The sequence below is a fragment of the Streptomyces sp. NPDC044921 genome (genome assembly GCF_056432865.1).
In genome coordinates, this window is the sequence record NZ_JBWKIF010000006.1 from 103,775 (window position 1) to 121,981 (window position 18,207).

Here is an 18,207-nt window from a genome sequence, read left to right on the forward strand (position 1 = left end):
GGGGCGTTCGCTTTCCGAACCCCGGGCGAAGATCCGGACCTCGGCCGCGAGGGCCGCCCGGGAGCCTGACGGCCTCAGTCCTCCGCCGACTTCGCGGCGGTCGCCGTCTTGGCGGCCGTCTTCTTCGCGGCGGTGGTCTTCTTCGCGGTCGTGGTCTTCTTCGCCGCGGTCTTCTTGGCCGTCGTCTTCTTCGCCGTCGTGGTCTTCTTGGCCGGCGCCTTCTTGGCCGCCTTCTTGGCGGTCTTCTTCGCCGGGCTCTTGGCACGCTTCTCGGCGAGCAGCTCGAAGCCGCGCTCCGGGGTGATCGTCTCGACGCTGTCGCCGGAGCGCAGGGTCGCGTTGGTCTCCCCGTCGGTGACGTACGGGCCGAAGCGGCCGTCCTTGACGACGACCGGCTTCTCGCTGACCGGGTCGGTGCCCAGCTCCTTCAGCGGGGGCTTGGCCGCCGCCCGGCCGCGCTGCTTGGGCTGGGCGTAGATCGCCAGCGCCTCCTCCAGCGTGATCGTGAAGAGCTGCTCCTCCGACTGGAGCGACCGCGAGTCCGTCCCCTTCTTCAGGTACGGGCCGTAGCGGCCGTTCTGCGCGGTGATCTCCTGGCCCTCGGCGTCCGTGCCGACCACGCGCGGCAGCGACATCAGCTTCAGGGCGTCGTCGAGGGTGACCGTGTCCAGGGACATCGACTTGAACAGCGACGCCGTGCGCGGCTTGACCGCGTTCTTGCCGGTCTTCGGGGTGCCCTCGGGCAGGATCTCCGTCACGTACGGGCCGTAGCGGCCGTCCTTGGCGACGATCGTGTGGCCCGTGGCCGGGTCGGTGCCCAGTTCGAAGTCGCCGCTGGGCTTGGCCAGCAGCTCCTCGGCCAGCTCCACGGTCAGCTCGTCCGGCGCGAGGTCGGCCGGGATGTCGGCGCGCTGGTGCTGCTCGGTGTCCTTCTCGCCGCGCTCGATGTACGGCCCGTAGCGCCCGACGCGCAGCACGATGTCGTTGCCCACGGGGAACGAGGAGACCTCACGCGCGTCGATCGCGCCCAGGTCGGTGACCAGTTCCTTCAGGCCGCCGAGGTGGTCCCCGTCGCCGTTGCCCGCGTCGGCGGCGGCGCCGCCGACGGTGCCCTCACCGAAGTAGAACCGCTTCAGCCACGGCACGGACTGGGCCTCGCCGCGGGCGATGCGGTCGAGGTCGTCCTCCATCTTGGCGGTGAAGTCGTAGTCGACGAGCCGCCCGAAGTGCTTCTCCAGGAGGTTGACGACGGCGAAGGACAGGAAGGACGGCACCAGGGCCGTGCCCTTCTTGAACACGTAGCCGCGGTCCAGGATCGTGCCGATGATCGACGCGTACGTCGAGGGGCGGCCGATCTCGCGCTCTTCCAGCTCCTTGACCAGGGAGGCCTCGGTGTAGCGGGCCGGGGGCTTGGTGGCGTGCCCGTCGACCGTGATCTCCTCGGCGCTGAGGGGGTCGCCCTCGGAGACCTGGGGCAGGCGGCGCTCGCGGTCGTCCAGCTCGGCGTTCGGGTCGTCGGCGCCCTCCACGTAGGCCTTCAGGAAGCCGTGGAAGGTGATCGTCTTGCCGGAGGCGCTGAACTCGACGTCCCGGCCGTCGGAGGCGGTGCCGCCGATCTTCACCGTGACGCTGTTGCCGGTCGCGTCCTTCATCTGGGAGGCGACGGTCCGCTTCCAGATCAGCTCGTAGAGCTTGAACTGGTCGCCGGTCAGTCCGGTCTCGGCAGGGGTGCGGAAGCGGTCGCCCGAGGGGCGGATCGCCTCGTGGGCCTCCTGCGCGTTCTTGACCTTCCCGGCGTACGTCCTCGGCTGCGGCGGCAGGTAGTCGGCGCCGTACAGCTGCGTGACCTGGGCGCGGGCGGCGGCGACCGCCGTGTCGCTCAGGGTCGTGGAGTCCGTACGCATGTACGTGATGTAGCCGTTCTCGTACAGCTTCTGCGCGACCTGCATGGTGGCCTTCGCGCCGAAGCCGAGCTTGCGGCTGGCCTCCTGCTGCAGCGTCGTCGTACGGAACGGGGCGTACGGCGAGCGGCGGTAGGGCTTGGACTCCACCGAGCGGACGGCGAACCGCGTCTGCTCCAGGGCGGCGGCGAGGGCGCGGGCGTTCGCCTCGTCGAGGTGGAGGGTGTTCGCGCTCTTCAGTTGTCCCAGGGAGTCGAAGTCGCGGCCCTGCGCGACCCGCCTGCCGTCGACGGTCTGCAGGCGCGCGACCAGCGACGACGGGTCCGACGGGTCTCCGGCGCGGCCGGTCGCGAAGGTGCCCGTCAGGTCCCAGTACTCAGCCGAACGAAAGGCGATGCGCTCGCGTTCCCGCTCGACGACGAGACGGGTGGCGACCGACTGGACACGGCCCGCGGACAGCCGCGGCATGACCTTCTTCCACAGGACCGGCGAGACCTCGTAGCCGTAGAGGCGGTCGAGGATGCGGCGGGTCTCCTGGGCGTCGACGAGCTTCTGGTTGAGCTGGCGCGGGTTGGCCACGGCGGCCTGGATCGCGGCCTTGGTGATCTCGTGGAAGACCATCCGCTTGACCGGGACCTTGGGCTTGAGCACCTCCTGGAGGTGCCAGGCGATGGCCTCGCCCTCGCGGTCCTCATCGGTGGCGAGGAAGAGCTCGTCCGATTCCTTCAGCAGGTCCTTGAGCTTCTTGACCTGTGCCTTCTTGTCGGCGTTGACCACATAGATCGGCTGGAAGTCATGTTCGACGTCCACACCGAGGCGGCGGACCTCGCCGGTGTACTTCTCGGGCACCTCGGCGGCGCCGTTGGGAAGGTCGCGGATGTGCCCGACGCTCGCCTCGACGGTGTATCCGGGCCCGAGATAGCCCTTGATCGTCTTCGCCTTGGCAGGCGACTCGACGATGACGAGTCGGCGGCCGCCCTTCGCGGTCTCGCTGGTCGGGGACAACTTCGCTCTTCTCTCCGGTCGACGCTGGGGCCTCCCCGGAGTCGCTCACCGGGGCTGGGTACGTGCTGACGCTGCGGAGTGTGACGGTACAGCCCGCCCCCGTGTCAAACGGGAAAAGCCCGCAACGGCCACTCGAACGGTAACCCGACTACCACCATTCCTGCCGCCCGGACTGCCCGGACCAGGACCGGCCCTGTGCGGAGCGCAACCTCCCGGTTACCCGCGGGCGGCCCCCCGGAGCGGGTCTCACAGGCGCGTGAAGCACCACGTTCCGACCGCCAGGGCGAGCACCGCGACGACGCCCGCGACGGTCGCCGACGCCACCGGCCGCACCCCGTCGGCGACGGGCAGGTGTTGGCGCACGCGCGTCACGGTCCACGCCAGCAGCCCCCCTCCGAACAGGGAGAACACCGTTCCCGTGAAGATCGCCGGTTCGCTCTCCATGGCTCGCCGCGCCCCTTTTCCCCTGTCCGAACGGTCCCAGCCACGGGAGGCTGACACGCGCGGGCTGCGGGGAGGCGAACCCGAGGTGAACGCCAGGACGACACGGCCGCGGATCGGGGGCGTCCGGCCCTTCAGGACCCGTTCCGGGCGAGGTGTCCAAATCGACTCGAATTTGTTGGCGGTCCTGTGCCGCGGGGCGGCGGAAAAGGGCGGGTGAACGGGGAAGGGCGGCGAGCGGGGAAGGGCGGCGAGCGGTCCTTCGGGCGGACGGCCGCACTGCGCACCCACCGCCCTCCCCGCCCCGCTCAGCGCACCGGCTCCAGGAACCCCTGCTCCACCAGCAGCCGGATCTGCGCCGGCGTGCGGTCGCGCAGCAGCACCGGGTCCTCGCCGATCAGCTGGGCGATGGCGTCGAGGATCCGGCCCGCGCTCATGGTGCCGTCGCACACGCCCGCGAAGCCCGCGCCGACCGTGTCGACCCGGGTGGCCCGGCGCATGCCGCGGTTCTGGCGCAGCACGAGGTGCTCGGGGTCCTCGGCGCCCGGCAGCCCGACCTGCTCCTGCACGACCTCGGCGGCCAGCCGGAAGCGCCCCTCCAGCAGGGCGGCGTCGTCGTGCGCGCGCAGGTGGTCGAGCCGGTCGAAGTGGTCACGGATGGTGTCTCCGAGGGGCTGCTCGACCGGGTGCGGCCACTCCTCCACCGTGATGGACGGCACGGCCGCGCCCGTCCTGCGCAGGGTGATCCAGCCGAAGCCGACGGCCCTCACCTTGCGCGCCTCGAACTCGTCGAGCCATGCGTCGTACCGCGCCTGGTACTCCGCCACGTCTCCGCGGTGGTCGCCCGCGTCCCGCAGCCACAGCTCGGCGTACTGATTGACGTCCTGCACCTCGCGCTGCACGATCCACGCGTCACAGCCGCGGGGCACCCATGACCTGAGCCTGTCCTGCCAGTCCTCCCCTTCCACGTGCTGCCAGTTGGCGAGGAACTGCGCGAACCCGCCCTCGTTCAGCCGCTCCCCTGCCTCCTGAACGAGCGTGCGGCACAGATCGTCCCCGCCCATGCCGCCGTCGCGGTAGGTGAGCCGGGCGCCGGGGGAGATCACGAACGGCGGGTTGGAGACGATCAGGTCGAAGGTCTCGTCGTCCCGCACCGGCTCGAAGAGGGAGCCCTCGCGCAGATCGGCGTCCGGGGCCCCGGACAGCGCCAGCGTCAGGGCGGTGATGTGCAGCGCGCGCGGGTTGAGGTCCGTCGCGGTCACCCGCGTGGCGTGCCGGGCGGCGTGCAGGGCCTGGATGCCCGAGCCGGTGCCGAGGTCGAGCGCGGAGGCGACGGGCGTACGGACGGTGATGCCGGCGAGGGTGGTGGAGGCGCCGCCGACTCCCAGGACGACGCCCTCGTCCCGGCGGCCGATCCCGCCGGCGCCCCCGACCGCGCAGCCCAGGTCCGAGACGATGAACCAGTCCTCGCCGTCGGGCCCGCCGTAGGGCCGGACGTCCACCGTGGCGGCGAGCCCGTCCCCGCCGGAGCGGGCGAGCCAGCCGCCCTCCAGGCACGCCTCGACGGGCAGCACGTCCGCCACGCGCGCGTGCGGCACGGGCTGCTGCAGCAGGAACAGCCGGACGAGCAGTTCCAGCGGCGTGTCCCCGCGGGTGGCCCGCAGCGCGGGCACGGTCTCGCTCCGGGCGAGCGCCGCGTACGCGGGGGCGCCGAGCAGTTCGAGCAGGCCGTCGGCGGTGAAGGAGGCCCCGAGCAGGGCGTCCCGGAGCCGCGCGGCGACATCGGGGCGGTCGGAGGCGGGCAGCGGGGGCAGGGGAGACTGGCTGGCGTTACTCACGTCCCCATTGTGGCGGCCGGGGACGGCATCGCACGCGCCCGTGCCGGAGCGGGACGCGGCCCGTCACCCCTGGTCCCGTCAGCGGGGCCCCGCCGGCCCGCTCGGTGGCTCAGCTCTGCGTCGCATCCGCCGACGCCGTGGCCGCCTTGCAGCTCGGCTGCCGGGCCATCGCCTGGCCGACCTCGCCCTCCTCCAGGTTCCGCAGGGCGTCGTTCCCGCTCTTGCTCAGCTTGTCGAGCTCGGTGGCGATGTCCTTGAGGCCGTCGGCGAACTTGCCCTGGTCCTTCGTGTCCAGACCGTCGACCTGCTTCTTCAGGGAGGCGTAGGACGCGGAGATCGAGTTGAGCTCCTTGACCGCGTCCTGCTGCTTCTTCTCACCGTTCTCGACGTCCGGCGCCCCGGCCTTGTCCACCGCGGCCCCGATCGCCTTGTAGGCGTCGGACATGTCCTGGAAGGCCTGCGCGTCGGTCTTCTGGACCTCCTCCGGCGTGCTGTTGTCGGAGGTCTCCTTCTGGATCGCGGCATTGGCCGACTCGATCTTCCTCGCCTGCGGCTGCACGGCGTCGCAGACCTGCTTGGCCCAGGAGTCCAGCTTGTCGTTGCCGTCGTCGCCTCCGCAGCCGGACAGCGCCAGTACCAGTACCGCACCGCCGGACAGTGCGGCCGCGAGCTTCTTGTTCACCGGTTTGGTCCCTTCCATGGCTCTCGGCCCCGGAACTTACACGCCAGATGCACGGCAGCCGCACGCCGAACGCTCATTAAGACCTTTTTGTAACCTTTTGCACCAAGAGAGAGAAGGCTCACGCGTGATCGTCCACCGCACAGAGCGGGCGGGCGACGCGCCAACGCGCACCGCCCGCCCGCACCTTGAGCTGGGGCTCCGCAACCCTCCCTACGAAACCACCGCCGGATCGGCCGACTTGGGCTTCGGTTCGGCGTTGCCTTCGTCACCCATGGCGATTCCGCGCCGCTTTGACACGTAGACCGCCCCGACGATCACCAGGAACGCGAGGACCGCGATCAGGATCCGCATGCCGACGCTCTTGTCCGGCCCGTAGGAGAACTTGATCACCGCGGGCGCGATGAGCAGCGAGACCAGGTTCATGACCTTCAGCAGCGGGTTGATCGCCGGACCGGCGGTGTCCTTGAAGGGGTCGCCGACGGTGTCGCCGATCACGGTCGCCGCGTGCGCCTCACTGCCCTTGCCGCCGTGGTGTCCGTCCTCGACGAGCTTCTTGGCGTTGTCCCAGGCACCGCCGGAGTTGGCGAGGAACACCGCCATCAGCGTGCCCGCGCCGATAGCGCCCGCCAGGAACGCGCCCAGCGGCCCTACACCGAGCGTGAACCCGATGAAGATGGGCGCCATCACGGCCAGCAGACCCGGGGTGGCGAGCTCCCGGAGCGCGTCCTTCGTGCAGATGTCGACGACCTTGCCGTACTCCGGTTTCTCGGTGTAGTCCATGATCCCGGGCTTCTCGCGGAACTGCCGCCGCACCTCGAAGACCACGGAACCCGCCGACCGCGACACGGCGTTGATCGCCAGCCCCGAGAAGAGGAAGACGACCGCCGCGCCCGCGATGAGGCCCACGAGGTTGTTGGGCTGCGAGATGTCCATCATTAGACTCATCGGCGCACCCTCGCCGCTGAGCTTCTCGCCCACGTCCCGCGCGCCGGTGATGATCGCGTCGCGGTACGACCCGAACAGTGCCGCCGCCGCGAGCACGGCCGTGGCGATCGCGATGCCCTTGGTGATCGCCTTGGTGGTGTTGCCGACCGCGTCCAGGTTGGTGAGCACCTGCGCGCCCGCGCCCTCGACGTCGCCGGACATCTCCGCGATGCCCTGCGCGTTGTCGGAGACCGGCCCGAAGGTGTCCATCGCGACGATCACACCGACCGTGGTGAGCAGGCCGGTGCCGGCCAGCGCCACCGCGAACAGCGCGAGCATGATCGACGTGCCGCCGAGCAGGAACGCCCCGTACACCCCGAGTCCGATCAGCAGGGCGGTGTAGACGGCCGATTCCAGACCGACGGAGATACCGGCGAGGACGACGGTGGCCGGGCCGGTGAGCGAGGTCTTGCCGATGTCGCGCACGGGGCGGCGGTTGGTCTCCGTGAAGTAGCCGGTCAACTGCTGGATCAGGGCGGCCAGCACGATGCCGATGGCCACGGCGACGAGCGCGAGGATCCGCGGGTCGCCGTCCTTGCCCTGGATCGCGGCGTCGGTGACGCCGTCCAGCTCCGAGTACCTGCCCGGCAGGTAGACGAAGACGGCCACGGCCACCAGCACGAGCGAGATCACCGCGGAGATGAAGAACCCTCGGTTGATGGCGCTCATCCCGCTGCGGTCGGACCGCCGGGGCGCCACCGCGAAGATGCCGATCATCGCCGTGAGCACACCGATGGCCGGCACCAGCAGCGGGAAGCCGAGCCCGGCATCGCCGAACGCCGCCGAGCCCAGGATCAGCGCGGCCACCAGCGTCACGGCGTACGACTCGAAGAGGTCGGCCGCCATGCCCGCGCAGTCGCCGACGTTGTCGCCCACGTTGTCGGCGATGGTCGCGGCATTGCGCGGGTCGTCCTCCGGAATGCCCTGCTCGACCTTGCCGACCAGGTCGGCGCCGACGTCGGCGGCCTTGGTGAAGATGCCGCCGCCGACCCTCATGAACATGGCGATCAGGGCGGCGCCGAGACCGAAGCCCTCCAGCACCTTCGGCGCGTCGGCCGCGTACACCAGCACCACGCAGGCCGCGCCCAGCAGGCCGAGGCCCACCGTGAACATGCCGACCACGCCGCCCGTGCGAAATGCGATCTTCATCGCTTTGTGCGAGACGGCGGTCAGATCCTTTTCCGGCTCGCCCGCCGCCGGAGTGGCCTCGCGCGCCGCCGCGGCGACCCGCACATTGCTGCGCACGGCGAGCCACATGCCGATATAGCCGGTGGCCGCCGAGAACGCCGCTCCGATCAGGAAGAACACCGACCGTCCGGCCCGCTGATTCCAGTCGTCCGCGGGCAGCAGCATGAGCAGGAAGAACACGACCACGGCGAATACGCCGAGCGTGCGCAGCTGGCGGGCCAGATAGGCGTTGGCGCCTTCCTGGACCGCGGCCGCGATCTTCTTCATGCTGTCGGTGCCCTCACCGGCCGCGAGTACCTGGCGCACCAGGACGCCCGCGACCGCTAGTGCCGCCAGTGCCACGACCGCGATGACCACGACGAGGACGCGGTTGCCATCGGTCAGTACGGCGGCTGCGAGATCTGTGGGATGGCCCGACTGTTGTGAGAGAGAAAGCCCCGCCATTCGTCCTCCTTGACGCTTGGGCTGAGCTCAAGATGTGGACGGGATTGTAGGTACCGGAACCTGATCAAAACAGAGCGCGATAAACGGAATTAGCCTGCTGAAGTAATGCCCTGAAAGCATTCTGACGCGACCGTGGAGCACGCGAATGATCGTGAACGAATTCACGCGATGAACGGCACAGGAACTACTGTAAAGGCGAGCACTGACACCCGCACATGACGAAGGGCCCCACGGGTGGGGCCCTTCGGGTGAGACCGGTGTGCGCGGTGGCCGGATCAGACCAGGATCGTCGGCGGAGGCGTGGTGGGCCACGTCATCTTGATCGATCCGCCGTGCTCGCCCGCGCTGACCTCCACGTCGTCGACGAGGCCGCTGATGACGGCGAGGCCCATCTCGTCCTCCTCGGCCTCCGAGTCGGGGTCGCCTCCTCCGGCGCGATCGCCGGGCACCGCGTGCGGGGCCTCGTCGCCGACCTCGATGGAGAACTGCTTCTCCTCCTCGATCAGCAGCACCTTCACCGGCGCGGAGATCCCGCCGGTCTGGTGCAGTCCGACGGCCCGGGTGCAGGCCTCGCCGACCGCGAGCCTGACCTCGTCGAGGACGGCCTCGTCCACTCCGGCCCTGCGCGCCACCGCCGCCGCCACCAGCCGGGCGGTCCTGACATGCTCGGGCAGCGCGCTGAAGCGGAGCTCAACGGTGGCCATGCATCCCCCTCGCAACTACGGGCGTGCTGTCGAGGGGCTCCGGGCCGCCGAAAGCCCGGGCCCCCTCGGTGTTCACTTCTGCCGAACTCGTGCCGCACTGCGGCCGGCCCGGGCCCACGGCCCGGGTCCGGTCTCAGTCGGTGGCCGCAACCGCTTCCTCGACCGAGGTGTGAATCGGGAACACCTTGGTGAGGCCGGTGATGCGGAAGATCTTCAGAATGCGCTCCTGGTTGCAGACCAGGCGCAGGGAGCCCTCATGGGCTCGCACGCGCTTCAGGCCGCCGACCAGTACGCCGAGCCCGGTGGAGTCGAGGAAGTCCACGCCCTCCATGTCGACGACAAGGTGGAAACTGCCGTCGTTCACCAGCTCGACCAACTGCTCGCGCAACTTGGGCGCGGTATATACGTCGATTTCGCCACCGACCCTGACGATCGTGCGATCGCCCATGGTCTCGGTCGACAGGGACAGGTCCACGGATCCTCCAGCACCTTGCTATCGAGCGGTCGCCCTTGGGGCATCTCGGCTTCAGCCCTTGGACGCTTCGCCAGCCGCGATGGCATTCAATCACTTACCGGCAGGCGTGCACGACGCCTTGGCCCCATTGTCCGTCACGCCAGTGACACACTCGGTGCCGATGGCCAAGAATCACCGATCCGATCGAACCCCGACGGACCCCGCCTCCCGGCCCGCGCCGAGCGCGGTCCTGGACCGGCTCGCGTCCGGTCCGGGCAGGGCTTCGCGCATTACTCATACGGAGCACTTGCCCCCGCGTGCCGGTCGGCATGCCGTCTGGCCGGACCGGATCCGCGCGGAGGTCGTCGCGGCCGTGCGGGCCGCGGGGATCGAGCACCCCTGGGCCCACCAGGCCCGGGCGGCGGAGCACGCCCTGGACGGCGACTCGGTCGTCGTCGCCACCGGCACGGCCTCCGGCAAGTCCCTGGCCTACCTCGTGCCCGTGCTGTCGGCCCTCCTGGACGGTGCCGAGGCACCGAACGGCCGCGGCGCGACCACCCTCTACCTGGCTCCCACCAAAGCCCTCGCGGCGGACCAGTGCCGCTCCGTGAAGGAACTTTCACATCCGTTGGGCCATTCGGTGCGCGCCGCCGTGTACGACGGCGACACTCCGTTCGAGGAACGCGAATGGATCCGCCAGTACGCGAACTACGTGCTGACCAACCCGGACATGCTGCACCGCGGCATCCTGCCGTCCCACCCCCGCTGGTCCTCCTTCCTGAAGTCGCTGAGGTACGTCGTCATCGACGAGTGCCACACCTACCGCGGCGTCTTCGGCTCCCACGTCGCGCAGGTGCTGCGCCGCCTGCGTCGCCTGTGCGCCCGCTACGGCGCCTCACCCGTGTTCCTGCTGGCCTCCGCGACCGCCGCCGAGCCCGCGGTGGCCGCCCGCCGCCTCACCGGCCTGCCGGTCGTGGAAGTCGCCGACGACGCCTCCCCCCGGGGTGAACTGGTGTTCGCCCTCTGGGAGCCGCCGCTGACCGAGCTGCACGGCGAGAAGGGGGCCCCCGTCCGCCGCACGGCCACCGCCGAGGCCGCCGACCTGCTGACCGACCTCACGGTGCAGGGCGTGCGCTCGGTCGCCTTCGTCCGGTCCCGACGCGGCGCCGAGCTGATCTCCGTCATCTCCCAGGAGCGGCTGGCCGAGGTCGACCGGTCGCTGGCCCGGCGTGTCGCGGCCTACCGGGGCGGCTATCTCCCGGAGGAACGCCGCGCACTCGAACGCGCCCTGCATTCGGGTGAACTGCTGGGCCTCGCCGCGACGAACGCCCTCGAACTCGGCATCGACATCTCCGGCCTCGACGCGGTCGTCATCGCCGGCTACCCGGGCACACGCGCCTCCCTGTGGCAGCAGGCCGGCCGCGCCGGGCGGTCCGGGCAGGGCGCCCTCGCCGTCCTGGTCGCCCGCGACGACCCCCTGGACACCTTCCTCGTCCACCACCCGGAGGCCCTCTTCGACCAGCCCGTCGAATCCACCGTCCTCGACCCGGACAACCCCTACGTGCTGGCCCCGCACCTGTGCGCCGCCGCCGCCGAGTTGCCGCTGACGGACGAGGACCTCGACCTGTTCGGCCCGGCCGGCGAGGCCCTGCTGCCCCAGCTGGAGGCGGCGAAGCTGCTGCGCCGCCGCACCAGGGCGTGGCACTGGACCCGCCGGGAGCGCGCCGCCGACCTGACCGACATCCGCGGTGAGGGCGGACGGCCGGTCCAGGTCGTCGAGACCGGCACGGGCCGGCTGCTCGGCACGGTCGACGCGGGCGCCGCGCACTCGACGGTGCACGAGGGGGCGGTCCACCTCCACCAGGGCCGCACCTACCTCGTACGGTCCCTGGACCTCGAGGACTCCGTCGCCCTCGTCGAAGAGGCCTCCCCGCCCTACTCCACCGTCGCCCGCGACACGACGACCATCTCCGTCCTGGAGACCGACATCGAGATTCCCTGGGGCGACGGCCGCCTGTGCTATGGGTCGGTCGAGGTCACCAACCAGGTCGTCTCCTTCCTGCGCCGCCGGCTCATGACGGGTGAAGTCCTGGGCGAGACCAAGCTCGACCTCCCTCCCCGTACGCTGCGCACCCGGGCCGTGTGGTGGACCGTCACCGAGGACCAGCTGGACCGGGCCCGGATCGGCCCGGAGATCCTCGGGGGCTCCCTGCACGCCGCCGAGCACGCGTCCATCGGCCTGCTGCCCCTCTTCGCGACCTGCGACCGCTGGGACATCGGCGGCGTGTCGATCCCGCTGCACCCCGACACGCTCCTGCCCACCGTCTTCGTCTACGACGGCCATCCCGGTGGTGCGGGCTTCGCGGAGCGCGCCTTCCACACCGCCCGCACCTGGCTGACCGCCACCCGCCAGGCCATCGCCTCCTGCGAGTGCGACGCCGGCTGCCCGTCCTGCATCCAGTCCCCCAAGTGTGGCAACGGCAACGACCCGCTGCACAAGAGGGGCGCGGTGCGCCTGCTCACGGTGCTGCTGGAGGGGGCTCCGGAGGAGAAGGAGCCGGCCGAGGGGGCGGCGGGGTGGCCGACGAAGGGGGCGGGGCTGCCGGCAGAGGGGGCAACCGGGCAGCCGACAGAGAGGGCGGGACTGCCGACAGAGGGGGCAACCGGGCAGCCGACAGAGAGGGCAGCGAGGCAGCCGGCGGAGGCCAGGGGCGAGCGTCCGCCGGAGGTCACGGCCGTGCGCCCGCCGGAGGCCGGGGGGGATCGTCCGCCGGAGGTCACGGCAGAGGACCTGCCGGAGGCCAGGGCGGATCGTCCGCCAAAGGTCACGGCAGAGCACCCGCCCGAGGTCACGGCCGAGCACCCGTCCCAGGTCACGGCCGAGCACCCGCCCGAGGCCCAGGACGCACCGCCGGAGGATCCCGCGGGGACGTCGGAGGACCCGCCCTCGCCCTGACCTCCGCCGTGAACGGCCCCCGTCCCGCGGTCGCCGTCACGTCGGAGATCTCCCCGGCGACCTCACACCGCACCAGCCGCACGCCCTGTGCCCGGGCCACCCGGCCCGCCCGGGCACAGGCCGCCGTACCGCCCTCTACCCAGTGGTCCGCCGCCGCCAGTGCCGCGAGGTCCGCTCCGCCCGCCGCCCGGTGCCGGACCACGACGGCCTGCCCGAGCCCGAGGACGACACCGAACACCACGCACAGGACGGCGATCGCCCCCACGCTCCAGACGGTGGCCGAACCCCGGTCCGGGGAGCCGCGCGAGGGGCGCCCGATGTGCCCACCGCCGTTGCCCCTCATGTGCCCACCGCCTCTTCCACTGCCGCCACGGCCTCCTCTCGCACGGCGAACGACAGCCCGCGCAGCACCGGTGGCTCGGCCACGACGACGACCCGCACGTACTCGGCGTCCCGGCTCACCCTCACTTCCGCGCCGGGTGGTGCCGCCTCGCGGGCCAGTCGCACCACCACTCCGGGCGGGTCCTGCCGGGCCGCCGCCCGTGCGCCCGTCCGCGCCGCGTCCACGCACTGGATCTGCGCGGCCACGACCAGCAGCCCCCACACCAGCGCCATCGCGAACATGACCAGCACGGGCAGCACCACGGCCGACTCCGCCGTCACGAACCCCCGGTCCCCGCGCCGGTCACATGCGCGCATTGAGGGCTTCCTTCACGATGCTCTGCAGCTCGGAACTGACCGCCCCGCTCGTGACGACCTTGTAGAGCACCACCGCGAACGCCACGGCCGCCACGATCCCCGTCGCGTACTCGGAGGTGACCATTCCCGCGTCGCGCCGCGCCGCACGTAGCCCGCACACCAGGGCACGCAGCCGTGCCCGCACCATCTGAACCATCTCAACCCCCGTGGGATAAGGCCCGAACTTCCGTCCGGTACCGCTTGCTTGCTTCCGTCGCTTACTTGATTGGCCGCCCGCGCACGTCCGTCGCTTACTGGCTTGCGTCGCTGGTCGGCTTCTGTCACTTGGTCGCTTGGTCGCTTCTGTTGCCTGGTCAGGTCCTTGCGTCTGCATCCGCTCCGTGCCCGTCTAGCCACCACCCCCTCCGAGCACCCCGCCCGCGAGCCCGATCACCACGGGCAGCACCCCCACCGCGATGAACGCGGGCAGGAAGCACAGCCCGACCGGTGCGCTGACCATGACTCCCGCCCGGCGGGCCCTGGCCGTAGCGGCCCGGCCCCAGTCGGCACGCGCCTCCGCGGCGAGCCGTGCGACCGGCACGGCTGCGGGCAGCCCGGACACATCGGCCCGTTCCAGCAACCGCGCCAGCCCTCCGGCCCCCGGCAGACCGGCCAACCTCTGCCAGGCGGCCCCTGGTTCGCCGCCCAGCCGTACTTCCGCCGCACCCCGGGCCAAGGCGTCGCCCACCGGACCACCCAGGGCGTCACCCACCGCCTGCGCCGCGACCACCGGTCCTGCGCCCGCTGCGATACAGGCCGCCAGCAGGTCGGCGGCGAGGGGCAACTGCCGTTCCGTCTCGGCGAGGTCGGGAGCACTGGGGTCCGTCCCGGCCACCGGCTGGTGCCGCAGTCGCCACCGCCAGGTCCCCACCGCACCGGCCAGACCCACGGCGACACCGGTCAGGCCGCCGACCAGCGCCCATGCGGCGCAGGCCACGCCCACAGGGGCCAGCCATGTGCTCAGCACTCCGCGCAAAGCCAGGCGCGGGCCAGGAGCGGCGGCCGCTTCCCGAACCGACAATTCCGCCAGCCGCCGCCGCAGTCTCCGCCGGTGCCGCGCGTCGAGCACCCACCGCGCCCACCACCAGAGACCGAGCGCGATCCCCGTCGCCGTCCCCAGCCTGTGGAGAACTTCCCCGCTCATACCGCCCCCTGCGCCCCGTGCACGATCCGCAGCACCCACCACACCCCCGAGCCCTCCAGCACACCTCCGACGAGGAGACAGCCCAGGCCGGCCGGTGTGTGCAGCAGGACGTGGAGGGGATCGGCGCCGAGGGTGGTGCCGATGAGGAGGCCCAGGGCCGGCAACCCTGCGAGCATCACCGCCGTGGCTCGCGCGCCCGCCAACTGCGCTCTCAGGTCGGAGCGTTGGTCCCGTTCGGCGCGCAGCGCGGTGGCCAGCCGGTCGAGTCCGGCCGCGAGTCCGGCGCCCTGGTCCACGGCCACCCGCCAGCACGCAGCGAGTCCCCGCAGCCCTTCGGCACCCGGTTGCCGTGCGGCCGTCGCGAGCGCCTCCGGCACGTCACCTCCGAAGCGCGCCGCCGCCAGGACCGTCGCCTGCGCGTCCGCGAGGCCCTCGCAGTCCCGGGCGGCCCGCAGCAGTGCCTCGCCCGGCTGGCGTCCGGCCCGCACCTCCCCGGCCAGTGCCCCGCACAGCGTGATCACCGCGTCGGCCCGCGACTCCCGGTCCCGCCGTGCCCGGCCGGCCAGGCGGGCCCTGCGCAGCAGCGGCACCCCGGCCGCCCCCAGCACGATCGGCAGCACTGAAGCCCCGAGCGCCGCCAGCACCAGCCCGGCCACCGCCGACCACCACTCGGCCGGCAGCCGCCCGCGGACCCGCTGCAGCGCCCGGGCCGTCCACCGCCGGCCGAGCCGTGACCCGCCCTCGACGGTTCCGCCACCGGCGAGCAGCAGTCGAGCCCGCCGCGCCGACGAGTCCCGTTCGCCCAGCAGCCACACCACCGCTCCCATGCACGCCGCAGCCGCGCCCAGGAACATCTCAGCGGTCCCCGTCATGACCCGCCCCCTTCGCCGCGGCCTCGCAGGCCCCGCTTGTCCCGATCGCCCACTTCTCCCGCTGGTCCCACTCGTCCCGTCCTGGCCCGTCCCCCTCACCTCGGAGCAGCCCCCGCAGCCGCTCCCAGCCCCGCTCCCGCACGAAGGCCGCCTCTCCCCACCGCAGGGCCGGCACCGTCCGCACCAGGCCCGAGGGGTCCCGCTCCAGCACGTGCACCTCGGCGATGCGCCGCCGCCCGGACCGGTCGCGCACGAGGTGCAGGACCACGGAGAGGGCGGCCGCCACCTGGCTGTGCAGCGCGGCCCGGTCGAGCCCGGCGGCCGTGCCGAGCGCCTCCAGCCGGGCCGGCACCTGGGCGGCGGCGTTGGCGTGCACCGTCCCGCAGCCGCCCTCGTGGCCGGTGTTCAAGGCGGCCAGCAGGTGCACCACTTCGGGTCCGCGCACCTCGCCCACGACCAGCCGGTCGGGCCGCATCCGCAGCGCCTGCCGCACCAGGTCCTCCAGGGTGACCAGGCCCGCGCCCTCCTGGTTGGCGGGTCTGGTCTCCAGCCGCACGACGTGCGGATGGTCCGGTCGCAGTTCCGCCGAGTCCTCGGCGAGGACGATCCGCTCGTCCGGCCCCGCGAGCCCCAGCAGGGCGCTCAGCAGCGTCGTCTTGCCGGTGCCCGTGCCGCCGCTGACCAGGAAGGACAGCCGTGCATCGAGCAGTGCGCGGAGCACGCGGTCGCCGCCCGGCGGCACCGTGCCCGCCGCGACGAGCTCCTCCAGCGTGAAGGCACGCGGCCGTACCACCCGCAGCGCCAGACAGGCGCAGTCCACCGCCACCGGCGGCAGCACCGCGTGCAGCCGGGTCCCGTCGGGCAGCCGGGCGTCGACCCACGGCCGGGCGTCGTCCAGGCGGCGTCCGGCCACGGCGGCCAGACGCTGGGCCAGCCGTCGTACGGCCGCGGCGTCGGCGAACCGCACGGACGTCAGCTCCAGTCCGCCGCCGCGGTCCACCCAGATCCGGTCCGGGCCCGACACCAGCACGTCCGTCACCGACGGATCGGCCAGCAGCGGCTCCAGCGGCCCGCTGCCGACCAGCTCGGACCGCAGCCGCGAGGCCGCTCCCAGAACCTCGGCGTCCCCGAGCACCCGGCCCTGCTCCCGCAGTGCCTGCGCCACGCGTGCCGGGGTCGGCTCGGCGCCGCTCTCGGCCAGCCACCGCCGCACCCCGTCGAGCAGTTCCACGCCCTCCGGTCCGGCCAGCGTGCTCATGCCGCACCCGCCTCGAGGAGCGCCCGCTCCCAGAACTCCTTGCAGAACCGGGCGAGCGGTCCGCGCGGGCGGGCACCCGGCGGTGCCGTGCCCCCGTCCGGGCGGAACAGCCCCGCTTCCACCGGCACCTCGCCGACCAGGGGCAGTCCGAGCAGCCGGGCGACCTCCCGGTCGTCGAGGCCCGGCGGATACGGCCCGCGCACCGCCACCCGCAGGTCCCGCAGCACCATGCCGACCGCCGACGCCACCCGCCCGGCGGCCGCGACCGCCCGCAGCTCGGCGGGCACCACGAGCACACCGATGTCGAGCTGGCCGAGCACCTCGGCGACCCCGTCGTCGATGCGGCGCGGCAGGTCGACCACGACGGTGCCGCCCCGGCGCCGTGCCGCCGCCAGCACCGCGCGCACCGCCTGCGGCGGCACGGCGATCCGGTCGCCGCGGTCCCAGCTCAGCACCCGCAGCGCGTGCAGCTCGGGCAGCGACTCCTCCAGGGCGCCTCCGCCGACCCGGCCGCGCGAGGAGGCGAACGCGGGCCAGCGCAGCCCCTCGGCCGTCTCACCGCCGAGGAGTACGTCGAGTCCGCCACCCAGCGGATCGGCGTCCACGAGAAGGGTGCGCAGGCCCTCCCGCGCGGAGGTGACGGCGAGGGCGCACGCGAGCGTGGACGCTCCGGCGCCGCCCCGGCCGCCGAGCACCCCCACGGTGAGGGCGGGCCGGCCGACGCCCTCGGCCACGTCGGCGATGCGGTCGACCAGCCACTGTTCGCCGTCGGGCAGCATCAGGACGTGCTCCGCGCCGATCTCGACGGCCCGCCGCCACACCCCGGAGTCGTCCTGGTCCCGCCCGACCAGGACGACTCCTTTGCGGCGCACAGCCCCGCGGACCCGCCGCGCGGCGTCGTCGCCCACGAGGATCAGCGGCGCGGCCTCCCAGCTGCCTCTGCGCTCGGGCACCCCGTGATGCACCTCGGGTGTGGCGCCCGCCGCCGCGCACAGGCGCAGCAGGTCGTCGAGGAGTCCGGTGTCCTCGGTGACGATCAGCGGTCCGCCCTGCCGCCCTCCGGCGGCCGACGGTGGATCGTGTGTGACGGCTCCGGCCACGGTGTCCATCCCCCTTCGCTGCTCGACTCGCGCGACCCCTGCGGCCCCGCGATTCCCAATCGTGGGAAGAACCGGCAAGGCGGCCTCCCTTTGAGCGGCCGACAGAAACCGGCCAAACGCCCCCCGGCAATCGGAACCGGCCTCGAACCGGTCACGTGCGGGATGCGCTGGAATCACGGTGCAGCGATCCGGGAAATCGTGTGGATCTTGGTGGAAAACTGTGGACACCCCGGGGGTTGTGAATATCGCCGTCACCCATACCGGTGACACCTTCGGACGCCCTGTGCGACATCCGCAGAGCAGCCCGGCCGCTACAGAGAGTGACGGATCATGGGCATCGCGAAAGGGCGGCCGAGGCCGCCCTCAGAGCGGCACCCGAGCCGCGGAAAGAAGGAGAAAACCCATCCGGACATGCGACGACCCCCGCCGGGGGGGAGAGCGGGGGTCGTCCCCACGGCCGACTCGGGGGGGAGGAGTCGGGCCGGGTTAGCACGGTCG

The 18,207-nt window shown here is 72.4% G+C and carries 15 protein-coding genes; 1 reads left to right on the forward strand and 14 read right to left on the reverse strand.

Annotation, left to right across the window (positions count from 1 at the left end; genetic code table 11):
* Nucleotides 1-74 precede the first annotated feature (74 nt).
* From topA to bldG, 7 genes are all read right to left on the reverse strand, one after another.
* Nucleotides 75-2,906, reverse strand: a complete 2,832-nt coding sequence (topA, locus tag AC07DA_RS11595; protein WP_479126913.1) for a type I DNA topoisomerase — start codon at nt 2,904-2,906, stop codon at nt 75-77.
* A 246-nt stretch (nt 2,907-3,152) separates the two neighbouring features.
* Nucleotides 3,153-3,350, reverse strand: coding sequence for a hypothetical protein (locus AC07DA_RS11600; protein WP_479126914.1), 198 nt, complete (start codon nt 3,348-3,350; stop codon nt 3,153-3,155).
* Nucleotides 3,351-3,655: 305 nt separating this feature from the next.
* Nucleotides 3,656-5,185 carry a DUF7059 domain-containing protein gene (locus AC07DA_RS11605; RefSeq protein ID WP_479126916.1) on the reverse strand — a complete coding sequence of 510 codons (1,530 nt, stop codon included), beginning with the start codon at nt 5,183-5,185 and terminating at the stop codon, nt 3,656-3,658.
* A 109-nt stretch (nt 5,186-5,294) separates the two neighbouring features.
* A complete protein-coding gene (locus AC07DA_RS11610; protein WP_479126918.1) occupies nt 5,295-5,885 on the reverse strand; it encodes a small secreted protein in 591 nt (196 codons plus the stop codon).
* 192 nt (nt 5,886-6,077) lie between these two features.
* Nucleotides 6,078-8,483 (reverse strand): sodium-translocating pyrophosphatase, encoded by a 2,406-nt coding sequence (locus AC07DA_RS11615; protein WP_479126920.1) that lies wholly within the window; start codon nt 8,481-8,483, stop codon nt 6,078-6,080.
* Nucleotides 8,484-8,758: 275 nt separating this feature from the next.
* Nucleotides 8,759-9,187 (reverse strand): ATP-binding protein, encoded by a 429-nt coding sequence (locus AC07DA_RS11620; protein ID WP_479126921.1) that lies wholly within the window; start codon nt 9,185-9,187, stop codon nt 8,759-8,761.
* A gap of 133 nt (nt 9,188-9,320) precedes the next feature.
* Nucleotides 9,321-9,662 carry an anti-sigma factor antagonist BldG gene (gene bldG / locus AC07DA_RS11625; protein WP_003991900.1) on the reverse strand — a complete coding sequence of 114 codons (342 nt, stop codon included), beginning with the start codon at nt 9,660-9,662 and terminating at the stop codon, nt 9,321-9,323.
* A gap of 160 nt (nt 9,663-9,822) precedes the next feature.
* On the opposite strand from bldG, the gene AC07DA_RS11630 reads away from it, so the two are divergent.
* Nucleotides 9,823-12,597 (forward strand): DEAD/DEAH box helicase, encoded by a 2,775-nt coding sequence (locus AC07DA_RS11630; RefSeq protein ID WP_479126923.1) that lies wholly within the window; start codon nt 9,823-9,825, stop codon nt 12,595-12,597.
* On the opposite strand, the gene AC07DA_RS11635 is transcribed toward AC07DA_RS11630, so the two are convergent.
* From AC07DA_RS11635 to ssd, 7 genes are all read right to left on the reverse strand, one after another.
* Entirely contained in the window at nt 12,515-12,940 is a 426-nt protein-coding gene (locus AC07DA_RS11635) for an Rv3654c family TadE-like protein (RefSeq protein WP_479126925.1), read from the reverse strand. The two genes, AC07DA_RS11630 and AC07DA_RS11635, sit on opposite strands and share 83 nt — an antisense overlap.
* On the reverse strand, nt 12,937-13,296 hold the full coding sequence (locus AC07DA_RS11640) for a TadE family type IV pilus minor pilin (protein WP_479126926.1): 360 nt from the start codon (nt 13,294-13,296) through the stop codon (nt 12,937-12,939). The genes AC07DA_RS11635 and AC07DA_RS11640 overlap by 4 nt, the downstream gene beginning before the upstream one ends.
* Nucleotides 13,283-13,492 (reverse strand): DUF4244 domain-containing protein, encoded by a 210-nt coding sequence (locus AC07DA_RS11645; RefSeq protein ID WP_479126928.1) that lies wholly within the window; start codon nt 13,490-13,492, stop codon nt 13,283-13,285. The genes AC07DA_RS11640 and AC07DA_RS11645 overlap by 14 nt, the downstream gene beginning before the upstream one ends.
* A gap of 192 nt (nt 13,493-13,684) precedes the next feature.
* Nucleotides 13,685-14,479, reverse strand: a complete 795-nt coding sequence (locus tag AC07DA_RS11650; protein WP_479126929.1) for a type II secretion system F family protein — start codon at nt 14,477-14,479, stop codon at nt 13,685-13,687.
* Entirely contained in the window at nt 14,476-15,351 is an 876-nt protein-coding gene (locus tag AC07DA_RS11655; RefSeq protein ID WP_479126931.1) for a type II secretion system F family protein, read from the reverse strand. Before AC07DA_RS11655 ends, AC07DA_RS11650 begins: the two co-directional genes overlap by 4 nt.
* Nucleotides 15,335-16,609, reverse strand: coding sequence for a TadA family conjugal transfer-associated ATPase (locus AC07DA_RS11660; RefSeq protein WP_479126933.1), 1,275 nt, complete (start codon nt 16,607-16,609; stop codon nt 15,335-15,337). The genes AC07DA_RS11655 and AC07DA_RS11660 overlap by 17 nt, the downstream gene beginning before the upstream one ends.
* Nucleotides 16,606-17,718 carry a septum site-determining protein Ssd gene (gene ssd, locus AC07DA_RS11665; protein WP_479126935.1) on the reverse strand — a complete coding sequence of 371 codons (1,113 nt, stop codon included), beginning with the start codon at nt 17,716-17,718 and terminating at the stop codon, nt 16,606-16,608. Before ssd ends, AC07DA_RS11660 begins: the two co-directional genes overlap by 4 nt.
* Between the last annotated feature and the right edge of the window lie 489 nt (nt 17,719-18,207).